The 15549-nt window shown below is 70.6% G+C and carries 10 protein-coding genes; 9 read left to right on the top strand and 1 reads right to left on the bottom strand.

Annotated elements, in window-relative coordinates; all coding sequences use genetic code 11:
- The 9 genes from ELR45_RS37675 to ELR45_RS12535 all read left to right on the top strand — a co-directional run.
- A partial coding sequence (locus ELR45_RS37675; RefSeq protein WP_205856484.1) for an ABC transporter permease occupies window positions 1–1459 on the top strand: 1459 nt, incomplete at its 5' end.
- Window positions 1459–3921, top strand: coding sequence for an FtsX-like permease family protein (locus ELR45_RS12570; RefSeq protein ID WP_129666397.1), 2463 nt, complete (start codon window positions 1459–1461; stop codon window positions 3919–3921). The genes ELR45_RS37675 and ELR45_RS12570, both read left to right, overlap by 1 nt.
- 7 nt (window positions 3922–3928) lie before the next feature.
- Window positions 3929–6337, top strand: coding sequence for an ABC transporter permease (locus ELR45_RS12565; RefSeq protein WP_129666395.1), 2409 nt, complete (start codon window positions 3929–3931; stop codon window positions 6335–6337).
- 7 nt (window positions 6338–6344) lie between these two features.
- Window positions 6345–8828 (top strand): ABC transporter permease, encoded by a 2484-nt coding sequence (locus ELR45_RS12560; protein ID WP_129666393.1) that lies wholly within the window; start codon window positions 6345–6347, stop codon window positions 8826–8828.
- Between the two features lie 16 nt (window positions 8829–8844).
- The gene (locus ELR45_RS12555) at window positions 8845–10512 is read left to right on the top strand and encodes a sensor histidine kinase (protein ID WP_165367719.1); all 1668 of its coding nucleotides are present in this window, start codon (window positions 8845–8847) and stop codon (window positions 10510–10512) included.
- Complete coding sequence (locus ELR45_RS12550) at window positions 10509–12620, top strand: sensor histidine kinase (RefSeq protein ID WP_129666389.1); 2112 nt, start codon at window positions 10509–10511, stop codon at window positions 12618–12620. The genes ELR45_RS12555 and ELR45_RS12550 overlap by 4 nt, the downstream gene beginning before the upstream one ends.
- Window positions 12621–12649: 29 nt before the next feature.
- The gene (locus ELR45_RS12545; RefSeq protein ID WP_205856483.1) at window positions 12650–13330 is read left to right on the top strand and encodes a response regulator transcription factor; all 681 of its coding nucleotides are present in this window, start codon (window positions 12650–12652) and stop codon (window positions 13328–13330) included.
- A 92-nt stretch (window positions 13331–13422) separates the two neighbouring features.
- Complete coding sequence (locus tag ELR45_RS12540; protein ID WP_205856482.1) at window positions 13423–13830, top strand: response regulator; 408 nt, start codon at window positions 13423–13425, stop codon at window positions 13828–13830.
- 215 nt (window positions 13831–14045) lie between these two features.
- Window positions 14046–15053 carry a type IV toxin-antitoxin system AbiEi family antitoxin domain-containing protein gene (locus ELR45_RS12535; RefSeq protein ID WP_129666387.1) on the top strand — a complete coding sequence of 336 codons (1008 nt, stop codon included), beginning with the start codon at window positions 14046–14048 and terminating at the stop codon, window positions 15051–15053.
- Window positions 15054–15150: 97 nt separating this feature from the next.
- Here ELR45_RS12535 and ELR45_RS35080 read toward each other — a convergent pair.
- Window positions 15151–15549, bottom strand: a 399-nt coding sequence (locus tag ELR45_RS35080) for an MBL fold metallo-hydrolase (RefSeq protein WP_240759541.1), incomplete at its 5' end; no start/stop codon positions are given.

Genomic DNA, 15549 nt, shown 5'->3' with positions numbered 1-15549 from the left:
GCAGTCGGCTGGGGCGGGCGCCGCGCCTGCCCTCGTCGCGGCGGCGGCGGGATCGATGCTAGGAGTTGGTGTCGCCGTCGTGGCGTCACGGTGGTTCCCGGTCGGCACGGCGTCGCTGTTCGAACCCGCTCCGGGGTTCGACATCGACCTGCCCGTCCTGGTGACCGGCGCTGTGCTGGTTCCGGTCCTGGTGTCGGTGGGTGCCTTCACGGCGGCCTGGTGGGCTATTCGGTCAGCCCGATCGGCGGCCTCGCCGGAGCTCTCCGCCATCGCGGTGGCCGCCGCTCGTGTCGGGTCGCCGGTACCCGTGGTGGTCGGAATGCGGTTCGCCTTGGAGCCGGGGCGTGGCCGGCAGGCGGTGCCGGTCCGGCCGGCTCTGTTCGGTGCGGTCGTGGGAACCCTCGGCGTCATGGCCGCATTCACGTTCTCCGCGGGCGTCGACGACGCGGCCGCCCATCCCGAGCGGTTCGGCCAGGTGCACCAGCTCGAGGCGTTCCTGGGCTTCGAGGGTCAACACCTCGGCCCAGTGGAGCAGGTGCTGCCGGCGATCGCGGACGATTCCGAGGTTCGGGCGGTCAACAACGCCCGGGTCGCCGTGGCCCACGTCAACCAGGTGCCGGTCCCGCTCTACACCATCGACCCGGTCGGCCCCGGGTGGGATCCGGTGGTGACCGAAGGGCGGGTGCCTGAGGGCCCGGCCGAGATGGCCCTGGCGCCGGCCAGTGCCGAGACGATGGGCGTGGCCGTGGGTGACGTCGTTCGGATGGCGGGGACGTTGGGCACGCGGGAGCTGACCGTGAGCGGGCTAGCGTTCATGCCGGAGTTCCCAAGCCACAACGACTACGTGACCGGCGGGTGGGTGTCTGCCGCCGGATACGACGAGCTGTTCGACCCGGACAGCGAGACCTCACCGGCCTTCAAGTTCCACCTCGCGTACGTGGCGCTGGAGACCGGCGCGGATCCGGACGCGGTGGCAGCGCGGATCGAGGCCGTAACCGGGGCCGAGGACCTGCTGAACCGACCGGACCCGCCGAGCCCGCTCTCGGAGCTTCGGCAGGTCCGGACGTTGCCGGTGTTCCTGGCCGCTTTCCTCGCGGTGCTCGCACTGGGCGCTGTGGGACATGCGCTGGGAACGGCCGTACGGCGGCGCCGCCATGACGTCGCGGTGCTACGGGCGGTGGGGATGACGCGCCGGCAGGCACGAGGTGTGGTGGTCACGCAGGCGACGGTGCTGGCGCTGGTCGGCCTCGTGGTCGGTGTGCCGCTTGGGGTGGCGCTCGGCAGGACCGTGTGGCGCTATGTCGCGGACACGACGCCGTTGTTCTACGCGCCGCCGACGGCGCTGCTGGCATTGTTGCTGGGCATTCCCGTGGCGCTGCTTGCGGTGAACCTGCTGGCGGCGTGGCCCGGACACCGGGCGGCGTCGATGCGGGTCGGTCATGTCCTGAGGGCCGAGTGATGACCCCCCCGAGGGTGGCGTGGGCTGGGTCTCGAAAGGACTGGCTGGCGTGGGCCGGGGCTTCAAACGGCTGGCTCAGGTACTGGTTCAGGCTTGATCTTCGCCGCCGGTGGCGGTCGTTGCTGGTGCTCGCTCTGCTGATCGCGCTGGCTGCCGGGACGGTCATGACGGCTGTGGCGGGCGCCCGCCGGGGCGCGAGCGCGGTTGACCGGCTGCTGGCCGAGACTCTCCCGGCCACTGCCGTCGTCCTGCCCAACCAGCCGGGTTTCGACTGGGACGAGGTCCGAGCTCTGCCCGAGGTCGAAGCTCTGACCACCTTCGTGGTGGGTGGCTACGAGGTCGCGGGCTTTTCCGCGGAGGAGCAGGAGGTCATCGGTCAGTTCCCGCCGGCGGACGACGAGGCGATGCGTACCGTTGAGCGGCCCGTCGTCCTTGAGGGGAGGCTCTTCGACCCGGACCGGCCGGATGAGGTGGTGGCGTCTCCCCAATTCGAGGACTCGTTCGGCCTCGGAGTCGGCGACACGGTGACCTTGCAGCTGTGGGCACCTGAACAAGTCGACGCCTACTTCGCCGACGACGTCGTCCCGCAGAGTTCGGATGGGCCGGCCATCGAGGCCACCATCGTCGGCGTGGTCCGCTCCGGATGGTACAGCGAGGAGACGGTCGACCATCCCGGATTCATCATCCCATCCCCGGGCCTGTACGCCGAGTACACGCCCAACATGCTCGGCACGGAGCTCACCAGTGGCTATGTCAACGCGGTGGTCCGGCTGCATGACGGCGAGGCGGGTATCCCGGCGTTCAAGGAGAGCCTCGCCGAGTTGACCGGGAACGCGGGCATCGACGTATGGAACTGGGCCGACAAGGTTCGCCACTACCAAGACGTGACCAGCTTCGAGGCGAACAGCCTGCTCGCGTTCGCGGCGGCGGCAGGCATCGCGGCGGTGTTCCTGATCGGCCAGTCGACAGCCCGGTACGCCTCGTCGACCGTCGCCGACATCGGCCTGATGCGGGCAGTGGGCATGACACCACGACAGTCCCGCGTGGTGGCCGCCGTCGGCCCGGCGCTGGCTGCCGTGGCCGGGGCGGCTCTGGGGGTAGGGGGAGCGCTGGTGGCGTCGCGGTGGTTCCCGACGGGCAGCGCATCGCTCATCGAGCCCGCTCCAGGCGTGGACGCGGATGCGCTGGTGATCGTGACCGGCCTGGTGGCGACCCCGGTGCTGGTCTCGGTGGCGGCGCTGACCGCGGCGTCACTCGCGGCACGGGCGTCCCACCGAGCCGGGACGCCGCACCGTTCGCCCGTCGTGACGGCTGCCGCCGGCCTCGGGGCGTCGGTGCCCGCCGTGGTGGGAACGCGCTTTGCCCTCGAACCGGGCCGCGGCCGGCATGCGGTGCCGGTCCGGCCGGCCCTGCTGGGCGCGGTGGCCGGCGTGGTCGGAGTGCTGGCCGCGATGACGTTCTCCAGCGGCATCAACGACGCCGCCGGTAACCTGGAACGCTTCGGCCAGACGTACCAGCTGCAGGGCTTCTTCGGCTACAACGGTGCCGACTTCCTTCCGGCGGACGAGCTGCTCCCCGTCGTCGCCGACGACCCGGACGTCTTGGCCGTCAACGACGCCCGCCAGGACATCGCACAGGTGTCGGACGTCGCCGTGGCGGTGTTCACCTATGAATCTGTGGGCCGACCGTTCGACGTCGTGCTCACCAGTGGCGAGCTACCCGAACGTGCTGGCGAGATCGCCCTCGCGCCACGTACGGCGGACGCGGTGGGTGCGGAGGTGGGCGAGACGATCAGCCTGTCCGGAACCGGCGGTGACCAGGAGGTCACCGTCACCGGAATCGCGTTCGTCCCGGCCGCGCCCCACAATGACTACGCCACGGGCGCGTGGGTCACGCCGGACACGTACGACGCGCTCTTCGACGGCTTCAGGTTCCACCTCGGGCTGGTGGCGCTGCGGCCCGGAACGGACGTCGACGCGATGGCCGCCCGCCTGGCCGAGTCCACCGGGTTGGACTTCGAGATGCCGCAGCCCCCCGTGGAGGTCGCGGAGCTGCAACAGGTCCGCGAACTGCCGGTCTACCTGGCCGGCTTCCTGGCCGTGCTCGCGCTCGGCGCCGTTGGCCACGCACTGGCCACGGCGGTACGGCGGCGCCGCCATGACCTGGCTGTGTTGCGGGCGCTGGGCATGACCAGATGGCAGTCCAGGGGTGTGGTCGTCACACAGGCGACGGTGCTGGCGGCGGCCGGACTCGTGGCCGGTGTGCCGCTGGGGATGGCGCTCGGCCGGACGGTGTGGCGGTATGTCGCGGACAGCACGCCGGTCCTGTACGTCCCACCGGTGGCGTGGCTGGCTCTCGGGCTCGTGGTTCCAGTGGCCCTCGTGGCGGCGAACTTGCTGGCGGCGTGGCCCGGACATCGGGCTGCGTCGATGCGGGTGGGCCATGTGCTGAGGGAGGAGTGAGCCCCCGATGGCGGCGGTCGCGTACTGGCTCAGGCTGGACGTCCGGCGGCGGTGGCGGTCGCTACTGGTGCTGACGCTGCTGATCGCGTTCGCCACGGGCACGGTGATGACAGCCGTGGCGGGCGCGCGGCGCGGCGCCGACGCCATCGACCGGCTCATCGCGACGACCCGGGCCGCCACCGTTCAGGTGCTGCCCAACGATCCCCGCTTCGACTGGGACGTGGTGCGTGCTCTGCCCGGCGTCGAGGGCGTGGGGGAGATGCTGTTCGCCGGTGTCGAGATGGACGGCCGTCCGGCCGAGCTGCCCGTGCTCGCGGACACGGTGACGATGTACGAGATCGAACGTCCAGTGGTGCTCGAAGGTCGCCTCGCCGATCCCAGCCTCGCCGACGAAGCGGTCGTCACGCCACGGTTTCTCGACGCCCACGGCAAAGATGTCGGTGACGTGGTGACGTTGCGCCTGTACCGCCCGGAGTCGCTCGCTCACATGACGGTGGACTGGCGGGATCCGGCCGCCGATGACGGTCCGCTGCCCGCGGACGGTCCCACTCTCGACGTGCGCATCGTTGGCGTCGTCCGGTCGTTCTTGCTGTCCGAAGGTCTGGGGGACAGCGGCTGGCTCGTCCCGTCACCCGGTCTGTTCGCCGAGTACAGCACCAACCTGCAGGGCCCGCCCGGTACCGGCGCGACCAGCGCGATCGTACGCTTGGCGGGCGGGAGCGACGCGGTGGCCGGCTTCAACGTCGAGCTCGCCGCGGCCACTGGTCGCACCGATATCAGCACGTGGAACCTGGCCCAGTCGGCCGTGTTCGACAAGCGCATCGTGAACGTAGAGACGACGGGTCTCGCCGTGTTCGGCGTGGTGGCCGGGGTGGCGGCGGTCTTCTTGGTCGGCCAGGCGATAGCGCGGTATGCGGCGGCCTCGATCAGTGAGCTCGCGGCCCTGCGGCCGGTCGGCTTGTCCGCACAGCAGTCCGTGGTCGCGGCTGCCATTGGTCCGTCGCTCGCCGGATCGGCCGGAGCCGCGCTCGGAGCGGTAGCCGCCCTGATCGCCTCCCGATGGTTCCCCATCGGAACCGCATCGCTGCGCGAGCCCGCACCGGGGACGGACGCGGACTGGCCGGTGCTCGCGGTCGGCTGGACGGCGGTGTCGGCGGTCATCGCCGCCGGGGCCGTCGGCGCCGCGATGGCTACTGTGCGCGCCTCCCGGATGACCGGAGCGCCGCGTCGCTCAGTCATCTCGGCGGCAATGGCGCGGATCGGATTTCCGCTTCCGGTGGTGCTCGGCACCCGTTTCGCCCTGGAGCCGGGGCGCGGCCGGCACGCCGTGCCGGTACGGCCGGCCCTGCTCGGTGCGGTGGTGGGTGTGCTAGGCGTCGTCGCGGCGATCACCCTGGCCAGAGGGATCGACGACGCGTCGGGAAACCCGGCACGGTACGGCCAGGTGCACGAGATCGACGCGGTCCTCGGTTACGAGGGACAGGACGTCGTCCGGGGGGACGCGGTGCTACCGGTGCTCGCAGCCGATCCCGACGTGGAGGCGGTCAACGACAGCCGGTCGGCTGTGGCGGAAATGTCCGGCGCGACCACCGTCGTGTACTCGCTCGATCCCGTCACCACCCCGATGAATGTGGTGGTGAGCTCCGGCCGACTGCCGTCGCGGCCAGATGAGGTCGCGCTGGCGCCGTACAACGCCTCACTCCTCGGTGTCGGGGTGGGGGACACCGTCGAGTTGACGGGCACTCAGCGAGCGCAGGCGCTGACTGTGACCGGCCTCGCGTTCGTCCCGGAGGGTCCGGAGAACTACAACGTCGACGGAGCCTGGGTCACCGCGTCCGGATACGACGCTCTGTTCGACACCTTCGCGTACCACGTCGCGCACATCGTGCTACGAAGCGGAGCCGACCCTGTCGCGGTGGCGGCTCGCCTGGAGAGCGCGCTGGCCGGCGTCGTCGGCGACGAGGTGATCGTGCAGCCGACGCTGCAACGGGACCACTCGGTGGAGCTGCGCGAGATCAGGGCCTTCCCGATCTTCCTCGCCGTGTTCCTGGCCGTGCTCGCGGTCGGGGCGGTCAGCCACGCGCTGGCCACGGCGGTCCGCCGCCGGCGATACGACATCGCCGTCCTGCGCGCGGTGGGCCTGACGCGCCGGCAAAGCCGGGGCGCGGTGGTCACGCAAGCCATGGTGATCGCCGTGTGGGGGCTGGTCGCCGGCATCCCACTCGGCGTCGCATTGGGCAGGACGGTGTGGCGATATGTCGCGGACACGACAGTCACGCATTACGTGCCGCCTGCTCTCGGCTGGTCGCCGGTGCCGATCATCGTCGGCGTCCTTCTGACCGCGATCGTGCTCGCGGCGTGGCCATCACAACGGGCGGCGTCGATCCGGGTCGGTTCTGTGCTGAGGGCGGAGTGAGACGGCGATGGCGGCGATCGCGTACTGGCTGAGGCTGGACCTCCAGCGACGTTGGCGGTCGCTGCTGGTGCTGGCGGTATTGATCGCGCTCGCCACAGGCACGGTCATGACGGCGGCCGCCGGCGCGCTCCGGGGCGGGAGCGCCGTAGACCGGCTGCTGGAGCGGACGCTGCCGGCGACCGTGCGGGTGGAGCCGAACGAGCCCGGGTTCGACTGGGACGCCGTCCGGGCATTTCCTGAGGTGGCTGCCCTGGGAGTGATCGCGTACAGCGGGTTCGAGATCGATCGCGAGCCGGCGGGAGGGTCCCTGGCGCTTCCACCCGTGGACACCGACGTGCTCCGGACGGTCGAGCGGCCGGTTGTGCTCGACGGCCGTCTCGCCGACCCATCGCGCGCCGACGAGGTGGTCATCACCCCAGCCTTCGAGCGCACTCACGGCAAGGGCGTCGGCGACGCCGTCGCGCTCGGCCTCTACGCACCCGAGCAGATCGACGTCGTGCGGAGCCCGGACACGGCGTCGGCCAACACCGACGACGGGGCGCTCGGGCTCTACACGCCCGAGCAGCTGGAGGCGGCGCTCGACGCCGGCTGGGACATCAACGAGACCGCTCCGGCAACCGGACCAGTGATCGAGGCGACGATCGTCGGCGTCGTGCGCTCGCCCTGGTTCGGCGACCGGCCGGACGGCGCGGGGTACGTCATCCCGTCGGCCAGGCTCTACGACCAGTTCACGCCGCATTTCAGCGGCGCACGAGGACTGGCCGGCACCGGCGCCCTGGTCCGGCTCCACGGCGGTCCGGCGGCGATCCCGGAGTTCCGTGAACACCTTGCACAGGTCACGGGGCGAACCGACGTCGTCGTCGTGAACCAGGCATCGTGGGCGTCGACCACCCGAGAGGTGACAGGCTTCGAGGCCACGGCGCTGTTCGTGTTCGCCGCAGTCAGCGGAGTCGCGGCGGTGTTCCTGGTCGGTGTGGTGGTCGCCCGTCATACCGCCGCCAGCGTGACCGAGCTGACGTTCATGCGCGCGGTCGGAATGACGCCTGACCAGGCGCGCTGGGCGGCGGTGATCGGCCCCGCATGCGCTGCATTTGCCGGAGCCGTACTCGGAGCGACCGCGTCGGTGCTCGTGTCGCGATGGTTCCCGATCGGCACTGCATCCGTCGTGGAACCGGCTCCGGGGGTGAACGTCGATGGCGCCATGCTCGCGGCCGGGTTGGTCTTGGTCCCGTTGCTGGTCGTGTCGGGCGCGGTCGTGGCGTCGGCGTTCGCGTCGCGTTCCACCGCACGGGACGTGTCTCCACGCCGTTCGACGGTGGCCGCGGCCGCGTCGTCCGCCGGCCTGCCGGTGCCCGTGGTGGCGGGTACCCGATTCGCGCTCGAGCCAGGACGGGGCCGACGGGCGGTGCCGGTCCGGCCCGCGCTGCTCGGTGCCGTCGCCGGTGTCACCGGCGTGCTGGCGGCCCTGACGTTCTCCGCCGCGGTGAACGATGCCGCCACCAATCCAGCCCGGCACGGGATACTGCATGGCGCCGAGGCGTACGTCGGCTTCAATGACTTCTCGTTCATAGACGCGCCGGCCGACGCCGTGTTCACGGCGCTGGCGGAAACCCCCGGCGTCACCGGAGTTCAGGACGTCGTCGGGAACGTCGCGGAGGCCGGAGCGGAGCAGATCCTGGTGATGGCGCCCGTTCCGGTCGGGCGGCCCGCCGGGCAGATCGTGACCGAGGGCCGGCTGCCGGTAGGGCCCACCGAGGCGATGCTGGGACTCCGGGCGGTCGACGCGCTCGGCGCCGGGGTCGGCGACACGATCACGCTGACCGGTACGGGCGGGACGGTAGACCTGACCGTGGTGGGTGTCGGCGGCGACGCTGTCGACACGTCGGTGATGACGACGCGTGCGACATACGAAGCGCTCTTCGGTGACCGGTTCAGCTTCCACGCAGGCGAGGTGGGATTCGAATCGGACGCCGAGTTCGCCGCCATGCTGCCGCGCCTGCGCGATGCCCTGGCGAGCGTTCCCGGCGCGAGCCCGGACAACGTCGGAATCATCCCACCCGAGTTCGACGATCCTGCCGGGCTGCGGTTCATGCGGCCGCTGCCGCTGTTCCTGGCCGCCTTCGTCGTCGTGCTGGCCCTGGGAGCCGTTGGCCATGCGCTGGGCGCGGCGGTGCGGCGTCGTCGTCCCGAAATAGCCGTGCTGCGGGCGTTGGGCATGACGCCAGAGCAGTCGCGCCGTGTGGTGATCACGCAGGCCATCGTGCTGACGCTCGCCGGGCTCGCGGTTGGCGTGCCGGTGGGGCTGGCACTCGGCCGGACCGTCTGGCGCTCCGTCGCCGAGGCCATGTACATCCACTACGTGCCGCCGGCGGCGATGTGGGCGCTGGTGCTGGTCGCGCCGGTTGCCCTCGTCACGGCGAACCTGCTGGCGGCGTGGCCGGCACGTCGGGTCGCATCCATGCGCGTCGGCGATGCCCTGCGGGCTGAGTGAACGGAGGGGATTGATCATGAGCAGGATCGACCCGGGACGGGCCCGCGCTCGCCGCGACCGTGCCCTATGGGTGGCGTGGGGTGCTCTCGTCGTCTTCGTCGTGGCGGTGGCGCTGTGGATGCTGCACGTGCTGCTGGACGTGCCCGACTCGCTGATGCCGTGGGCCCTGAGCGGCCTGCTGGTGACCCCGGTGGCCGTGGCCGCGACGGTCTCGGCACGCCTGCGGCGGCACGCGACCGCGGTGTTCGGAGCCACCGTGGTCGTGGGCGGGCTGCTGGTGATGGTGCTGGCCGTGTACCTGGTGATCGTCGTCGGCCTCGGCGATGACGTGGAAGGGACGGAACAGCGGGTGCTCGGCCTGTCGATGATCGCGGGGCTGGTGTCGGTGCTGCTTGCGGGGCCGGTCCGAGTGCGGCTGCGCGACCTGGTCCGCGGCTGGTCCGGCCCGCGTCGTCGGCCGGCCAGGAGTGTGCTGGAGACTTTCGGCAGCCGGATGACCCGGGCGGTCCCCATGGACGAGCTGCTCCTGCAGCTGACCGAGACATTGCATACCACCATGGGCCCCCTGGGCGCCGAGGTCTGGACCGGCAGCGACGGCGTCCTCGAGCGCGCCGTGTCCGTGCCGGAGCGTCCGCGCACCCGGATCACTCTCGGCGTGGCCGAGCTGGCGGCGGTAAGTGCGGCGCGGGTGTCCGGCAACGCCTGGGCCGAGGTCTGGTTGCCGCAGGTGCTGGCCGGGCAGGGGCGGCCTGGGCGGGGGCGGCCTGGAAGTGAGCAGGCTGGACAGGTGCTGGATGCGCACCAGGAGACTGGTCACGTCGCCGTCCGGATCGCTCCCGTCACCCACCTCGGCAAGCTGCTGGGCCTATTGGTCGTGGCCCGTGCCCCGGATGCGGCTGGATTCTCCGATGACGATGACCGCGTCCTGACCGAGCTCGCCCGGCAGGTGGGGCTCGCATTGCACAACGTCTCGCTGGACACGGCCCTTCAGGCGTCACTGGACGAGCTGAAGGAACGCAACGTCGAGCTGCAGGCGTCGCGGGCCCGGATCGTGGCGGCGGCGGATGCGTCTCGTCGTGAGATCGAGCGGAATCTGCACGACGGCGCTCAGCAGCATCTCGTTGCGATGGCGGTCAAGGTGGGGCTGCTGGCGCGGCTGGCCGGTGACGACCCGGAGACCGTTCGGGCGATGTTGGAAGAGCTCCGAGAGCAGATTCAGGTGACGGTGAACGAGCTGCGTGAGCTTGCGCACGGGATCTACCCGCCGTTGTTGCGGGATCACGGTCTCGGCGAGGCGCTGCGGAACGCGGCGAGCCGTGCGGTGTTGCCGACCACCGTGTCGGTGGAGACCGACCGGAGATTCGATGCGGCAGCGGAGGCGGCGGTGTACTTCTGCTGCCTGGAGGCCCTGCAGAACGCCGGCAAGCACGCAGGTGAGGGTGCGTCGGCCGTGGTGAAAGTGTGGGTGGCCGACGGTGCCTTGGTGCTCGAGGTGCGTGACGACGGCGCCGGGTTCAACGCCGTGGCCGGAGACAGTGGCCACGGCTTCGTCAACATGCGAGACCGGGTCGGGGCGCTGGGCGGGACGCTGTCCGTCACGAGTGCTCCGGGTCAAGGCACCGTGGTCCGCGGCTCGATGCCGGTGGCGCAGACGGCGCCGGCCGAGGAAGCCGATCGGACATGAGCCGGAACACGCCTGAGAAGACGTCGACGCGGACGGTGCGCGGAACGGGTGCCACCGCGCCGGCGCATGACGCCGCAGCCGCCGGTCGGCCCCGGCGTCTCACTCTCTCGATCGGCGTGGCGACGGCGTGGCTGCTGGTCCCGGTCTCGCTGCCGGTCGACCTACTCTTCAACCATCTGGTCACGGATGCCGGCCGCCCCGATCTGACGCAGTCGCTCGCCGACGGCATCGTGATTGTTCTGGCGATGGTCAGTGCGTCGACGGTCGGCGCCGGGCTCGCCATGCGGCGTCCGCGGCATCCGGTCGGTTGGCTCTTTCTCGCATTGGGTGGTGTGATGGCCGTCGGCTCCGCGCTGACCGGTTACGCGAGCTATGGCGCGCTGGCCCGGCCCGGCAGCCTGCCGCTGGCGGACGTGGTGGGCGTCGTGGTCGATGGCGGTTTCGTCGTGTGGTTCGTCCTGATCGCGCTCATCTTCCATCTGACCCCGGACGGCCGCCCGCTCTCCCGTCGCTGGGCTGTGCTCATGTGGGCGACGGTTGTCAGCGGCGGAGTCTCGCTGCTGGCTTCCCTGGTGTCCGAGGGAGAGTTCGATCCGCCGCTCGAGTCCTTGCGGAATCCGATCGCCGTCTCCGGCCTCGACGCGGTGTCGGAGAACGTAGGTGGCGCCGCGGACATGGCGGCTGCGCTCGGCGTGCTCGTCGGGGCGGTGTCCCTGCTCGCCAGATACCGCCGGGCCACCGGCCTCGCTCGCCGGCAGCTGCTGTGGCTGGCGCCCGCGGCCGTGCTCATTCCCGTCTTCGTGGCGGCGTCGTTCGTCGCCTCCTACGCGAACGACGCCGCCGTGCTGGGCATCGTGGCGGGCCTCTTCGTCGTGCTGCTCCCGCTGATGACGGCGTTGGCCATCACCCGATATCACCTCTTCGACGTCGACCGGATCCTCAGCCGCGCGCTGACCTATGTGCTGGTGACGGCGGTGCTGGCGGCGACGTACATCGTGGTCGTCGTCGCCGTCGGTGCCGCCGCCGGAGGATCGCAACTGTCCGCCGTCGTCGCGACGCTGGCCGCTGTCAGTGTCGCCGGGCCTGCGTATCGCCGCCTGCAAGCCATGGTGGATCGGCGCTTCAACCGGCGGCGCTTCGAGGCTGTGCGGACCGTCCGGGCCTACGTCCGTGATCCGACCCCCGACGTCACGGTTGAGCACGTGCTCCGCCAAGCCGTCCGAGATCCGACGTTGCGGGTCGCGTACTGGGTCGACGGACGGCGGGAGTGGGTGACGAGCCAGGGGAGGGCGGTCCAGCCGGGGTCCGACGACGTCGAGTTGACGGGACACGATCGGCCGATCGCGCGGGTCGGTTTCGATTGTGCCGGTACCCCGCGGCCTCTCGTCGAGGCCGTCGTCGCGGCGGCGCGGCCTGAGCTCGACAACGCCGGCCTGCGGGCGGCCATCGCGCTTCAGCTGGTGGAGGTCCGGGAGTCGCGGGCCCGGATCGTCGCGGCGGCGGATGCGTCGCGTCGTGAGATCGAACGGAACCTGCACGACGGCGCGCAGCAGCATCTGGTGGCCATGGCGGTGAAGGTGGGTCTGCTGGCGCGGCTGGCCGGTGATGATCCGGCGGCTGTCCGGTCGATGTTGCAGGAGCTTCGTGCCGAGATTCAGGTGACGGTGGACGAGCTGCGCGAGCTCGCTCACGGGATCTATCCGCCGTTGCTGCGTGACCACGGTCTGGGCGAGGCGCTGCGTCACGCGGCGAGCCGTGCGGCGTTGCCGACCACCGTGGCCGTGCAGACCCAGCGGCGCTTCGACGCCGGCGCCGAGGCAGCGGTGTATTTCTGCTGCCTCGAGGCTATGCAGAACGCCGGGAAATATGCCGGTGCGACGGCGTCGATAGTGGTCAGGGTGCGTGTGGACGGCTCCGCGCCGGTGTTCGAGGTGTGTGACGACGGGGCTGGGTTCGACCCGGGGCACGGCGCTGAGAGTCACGGCTTCGTCAACATGCGCGACCGCGTGGGCGCGCTCGGCGGGACGCTGTCTGTGCAGAGCCGGCCTGGCCATGGGACGGTGGTCCGTGGTGACATTCCGGTGCCGGTTGGGCTCGATGCCTCGTGATCGGTACCGCTGGCCAGTACACTCCCTGCGTGCCCGACACAGCGCAGACCATCCGGCTCGTGGTGGCCGACGACGTGCTTCTGGTGCGCGAGGGGATCCAGCGTGTCCTCGAGACTTACCACGACTTCGAGGTGGTGGCCGCGGTCGGGGACCTGGAGGCGCTGCTCGCCTCCGCCATGGAGCACCGCCCGGACGTCGTCGTCACCGACATCCGAATGCCGCCTGGCTTCGGCGACGAAGGAATCCAGGCCGCCGCACGGCTGTATGAGCGGGCGCCGGACACCGGCGTCGTCGTGCTGTCGCAGTTCGCGCAGCCGGCGTATGCGCTGAAACTGCTGGAGCACGGGTCGAGGCGGCGCGCCTACCTGCTCAAGGAGCGGGTCAGCGAGCCCGACCAGCTGGCCGACGCGATCCGCCAGGTCGCGGCCGGGGGCAGCGTCATCGACCCAGGGGTGGTCGAGATTCTGGTGGCCGGCGCGAAGCCGGCGGCCGATCCGCTCTCCAGCCTGACGACCCGTGAGCGTGAGGTGCTGGAGCAGATCGCCCAGGGCAAGAGCAACGCGGGCGTGGCTGCGGCGTTGTACCTCACCGAGCGCGCGGTGGAGAAGCACATCAACGCGCTCTTCGCCAAACTGGGCTTGACCGGCGAGCCGGAGGTGCACCGGCGGGTCACCGCCGTGTTGCTCTACCTCTCAACGGTGCACGGCTGACCAGCGAGGCGCCCGTTGGGGATGCCAGCATCCCCAACGGGTGTGGTGGCCGCCGGATAGTGGCCTGTCATCCCTCATGCGATGCTGAAGTTGTGATCCCCCCGAGGCTGGAGACCGAGGCACCAGCCATCAGCGTAGTGGTCGTGGACGACCAGGAACCGTTCCGGGCCGCGGCCCGCTTCGTCGTACGCGCCACCGCCGGTTACCAGGTAGTGGGGGAGGCGGCGACCGGTGAGGACGCTTTGGCGCTGGCCGACCGATTGCGGCCGTCCCTGATCTTGATGGACATCAACCTTCCGGGCATCTCCGGCATCGAGGCGACTCGGCGGCTCACGCACGCGCAGCCTGACGCCGTCGTGTTGCTGCTCTCGACCTATTCGGCCGACGACCTGCCCGACGACGCCGGCACCTGCGGCGCGCGCGCCTACGTGCACAAGACTGAGCTCACGCCCGACGTCTTGGTGGCCGTCTTCGACGGAACTCAGCCGCCCGGCTTCTGACCCTTCGGTGCCTGCTGGCTTCATGTTTCGCTTGCGGCGCTCGTGAGACGTCCAAGCGAAACCACAGGCCAGGAGGCACGGCTCCAGCGGGCGGCACGCATGAGTGGAACCGTTCTATCCACAGGGTCGCGGTTGTCCCGTGAAGAATCGGGCAGTTTTCCACAGAGTTCGATTGGAGCTTCAGGGAGGGCTGCAAGCTGTCGATGATGGACATCGTGTCCGCACCGCTGTCCCGCTTGCCTCGCGACGTCGAGGAGCTTCTCGCTGCGGGCGACGGCCTGATCGTCGTGGCCGCCGGGACCAACTGTGGCCTCACACGTTCCCGGCTGTGGCGCCTAGAGAAAGCCGGACTGGTGGTGCGGCTGGCCAGGGGTGTCTATGTGGCCCGGGAGGACGTCGAGGACGTGTCGTCGTGGAAGGCGTTCGCACTCCGTTCGCGGGCCTTCACGATCGCCTGTGGACCGCACGCATGCGCCGCTGGATGGTCTGCCGTTGCAGTGCGAGGGCTGCCGACGATCGGCGCGCCGCCGGAGAAGCCCCTGGTTGCCGTCCCGTCAGACGAGGGAACGGACACCAACTCGCGGCACGGCGACGTGCGTGCGGTAACCCTGCCACCAGAGCATCGCACGGTCGTCGACGGCTGCATGATTCTGACGGATGCCCGCCTGACCATCGACCTCGCACGGACCGAGTGCCGGGAGGAGGCCTTGGTGGTGGCCGATGCGGTGCTGGCGCTTGGAACCTCTCGAGAGGAATTGCGCGGCGTGCTCGACATGGAGCGCGGATGGGCCGGGACGCGGGATGCGCGATGGGTTGTGGAGCACGCTGATCCGTACTCGGAGTCCGCTCTGGAGACGCTGGGGCGGTTGGCATTCCTCGAACGTGATCTGCCGGTGCCGATCTCCAACGCGTGGGTGGACCTTGGCGCCGATCGATTCCGGCCGGATCACCTTCTCGATGATCGGTGGCTGGCGTTCGAGGGGGACGGCGATCTGAAGTACAACGATCGGCTCGACGCGGCGCGCGTGATCCGAGACCAGAGAGAGCGGGAGTGGCGACTGCGTGAGTACGGTCTGGAGGTGGTCCGGTACGGATGGTCGGACGCTCGTCGTGACCGCGGGCGGCTCGCCGAGCGGTTCCGAGCCGTGATCGCCGCTCGGCCGCCACGTGACCGTCCGTGCCCGTGGTACCGCGAGAACCGGACATATCGGCAGGTTGCGTGAATGGCGTTCGCGAGGACGGCCTGACGTCCTGGCTTCAAGTTTCGCTTGCGGTGTCCTTGGCGTGCCTCAGCGCAACGACGGGCCAGGAGGGATGGGCTCACAGATCGATGACGTCGCCTTCGCGGCCGACAGTGACCGGAAGGGGTGCGTCGGCGGCCTCCCGGGCGGCCAGCTCGTCGATCTGGTCGTCGGTGCGGCCGGGTCCGTGGTGGATGAGGACCAGCCGGCCGGCGTTGGCGCGAGCAGCAACGTCCACGGCGTCGCCGACGGTCGCGTGGCCGTATGCCGTCGCCGTCGCGCGTTCGGACTCGGCGAACTGGGCGTCGTGGAGGAGGACATCGACGCCGCGAGCGAGCATCGTGCCGGGGCTCGGGTCGGCGGCAGGATCGTGATCGGGGAGGTAGGCGAACGACGCGCCGTCGGCCTCCACCCGGATCCCGAAGGTGCGGCCGCCCTTGTGTGGAACGTCGGCGAGCAGAACGCGGGCGCCGCCGAC

Source organism: Phytoactinopolyspora endophytica (assembly GCF_004138495.1).
GTDB lineage: Bacteria > Actinomycetota > Actinomycetes > Jiangellales > Jiangellaceae > Phytoactinopolyspora > Phytoactinopolyspora endophytica.
This window is presented reverse-complemented; position numbering and strand designations above follow the sequence as displayed.

Excerpts from the sequence above, each read along its gene's own strand:
- ELR45_RS12570 (WP_129666397.1), top strand. The coding sequence starts at position 1,459 with ATGACCCCCCCGAGGGTGGCGTGGGCTGGGTCTCGAAAGGACTGGCTG.
- ELR45_RS12565 (WP_129666395.1), top strand. The coding sequence starts at position 3,929 with ATGGCGGCGGTCGCGTACTGGCTCAGGCTGGACGTCCGGCGGCGGTGG.
- ELR45_RS12560 (WP_129666393.1), top strand. The coding sequence starts at position 6,345 with ATGGCGGCGATCGCGTACTGGCTGAGGCTGGACCTCCAGCGACGTTGG.
- ELR45_RS12555 (WP_165367719.1), top strand. The coding sequence starts at position 8,845 with ATGAGCAGGATCGACCCGGGACGGGCCCGCGCTCGCCGCGACCGTGCC.
- ELR45_RS12550 (WP_129666389.1), top strand. The coding sequence starts at position 10,509 with ATGAGCCGGAACACGCCTGAGAAGACGTCGACGCGGACGGTGCGCGGA.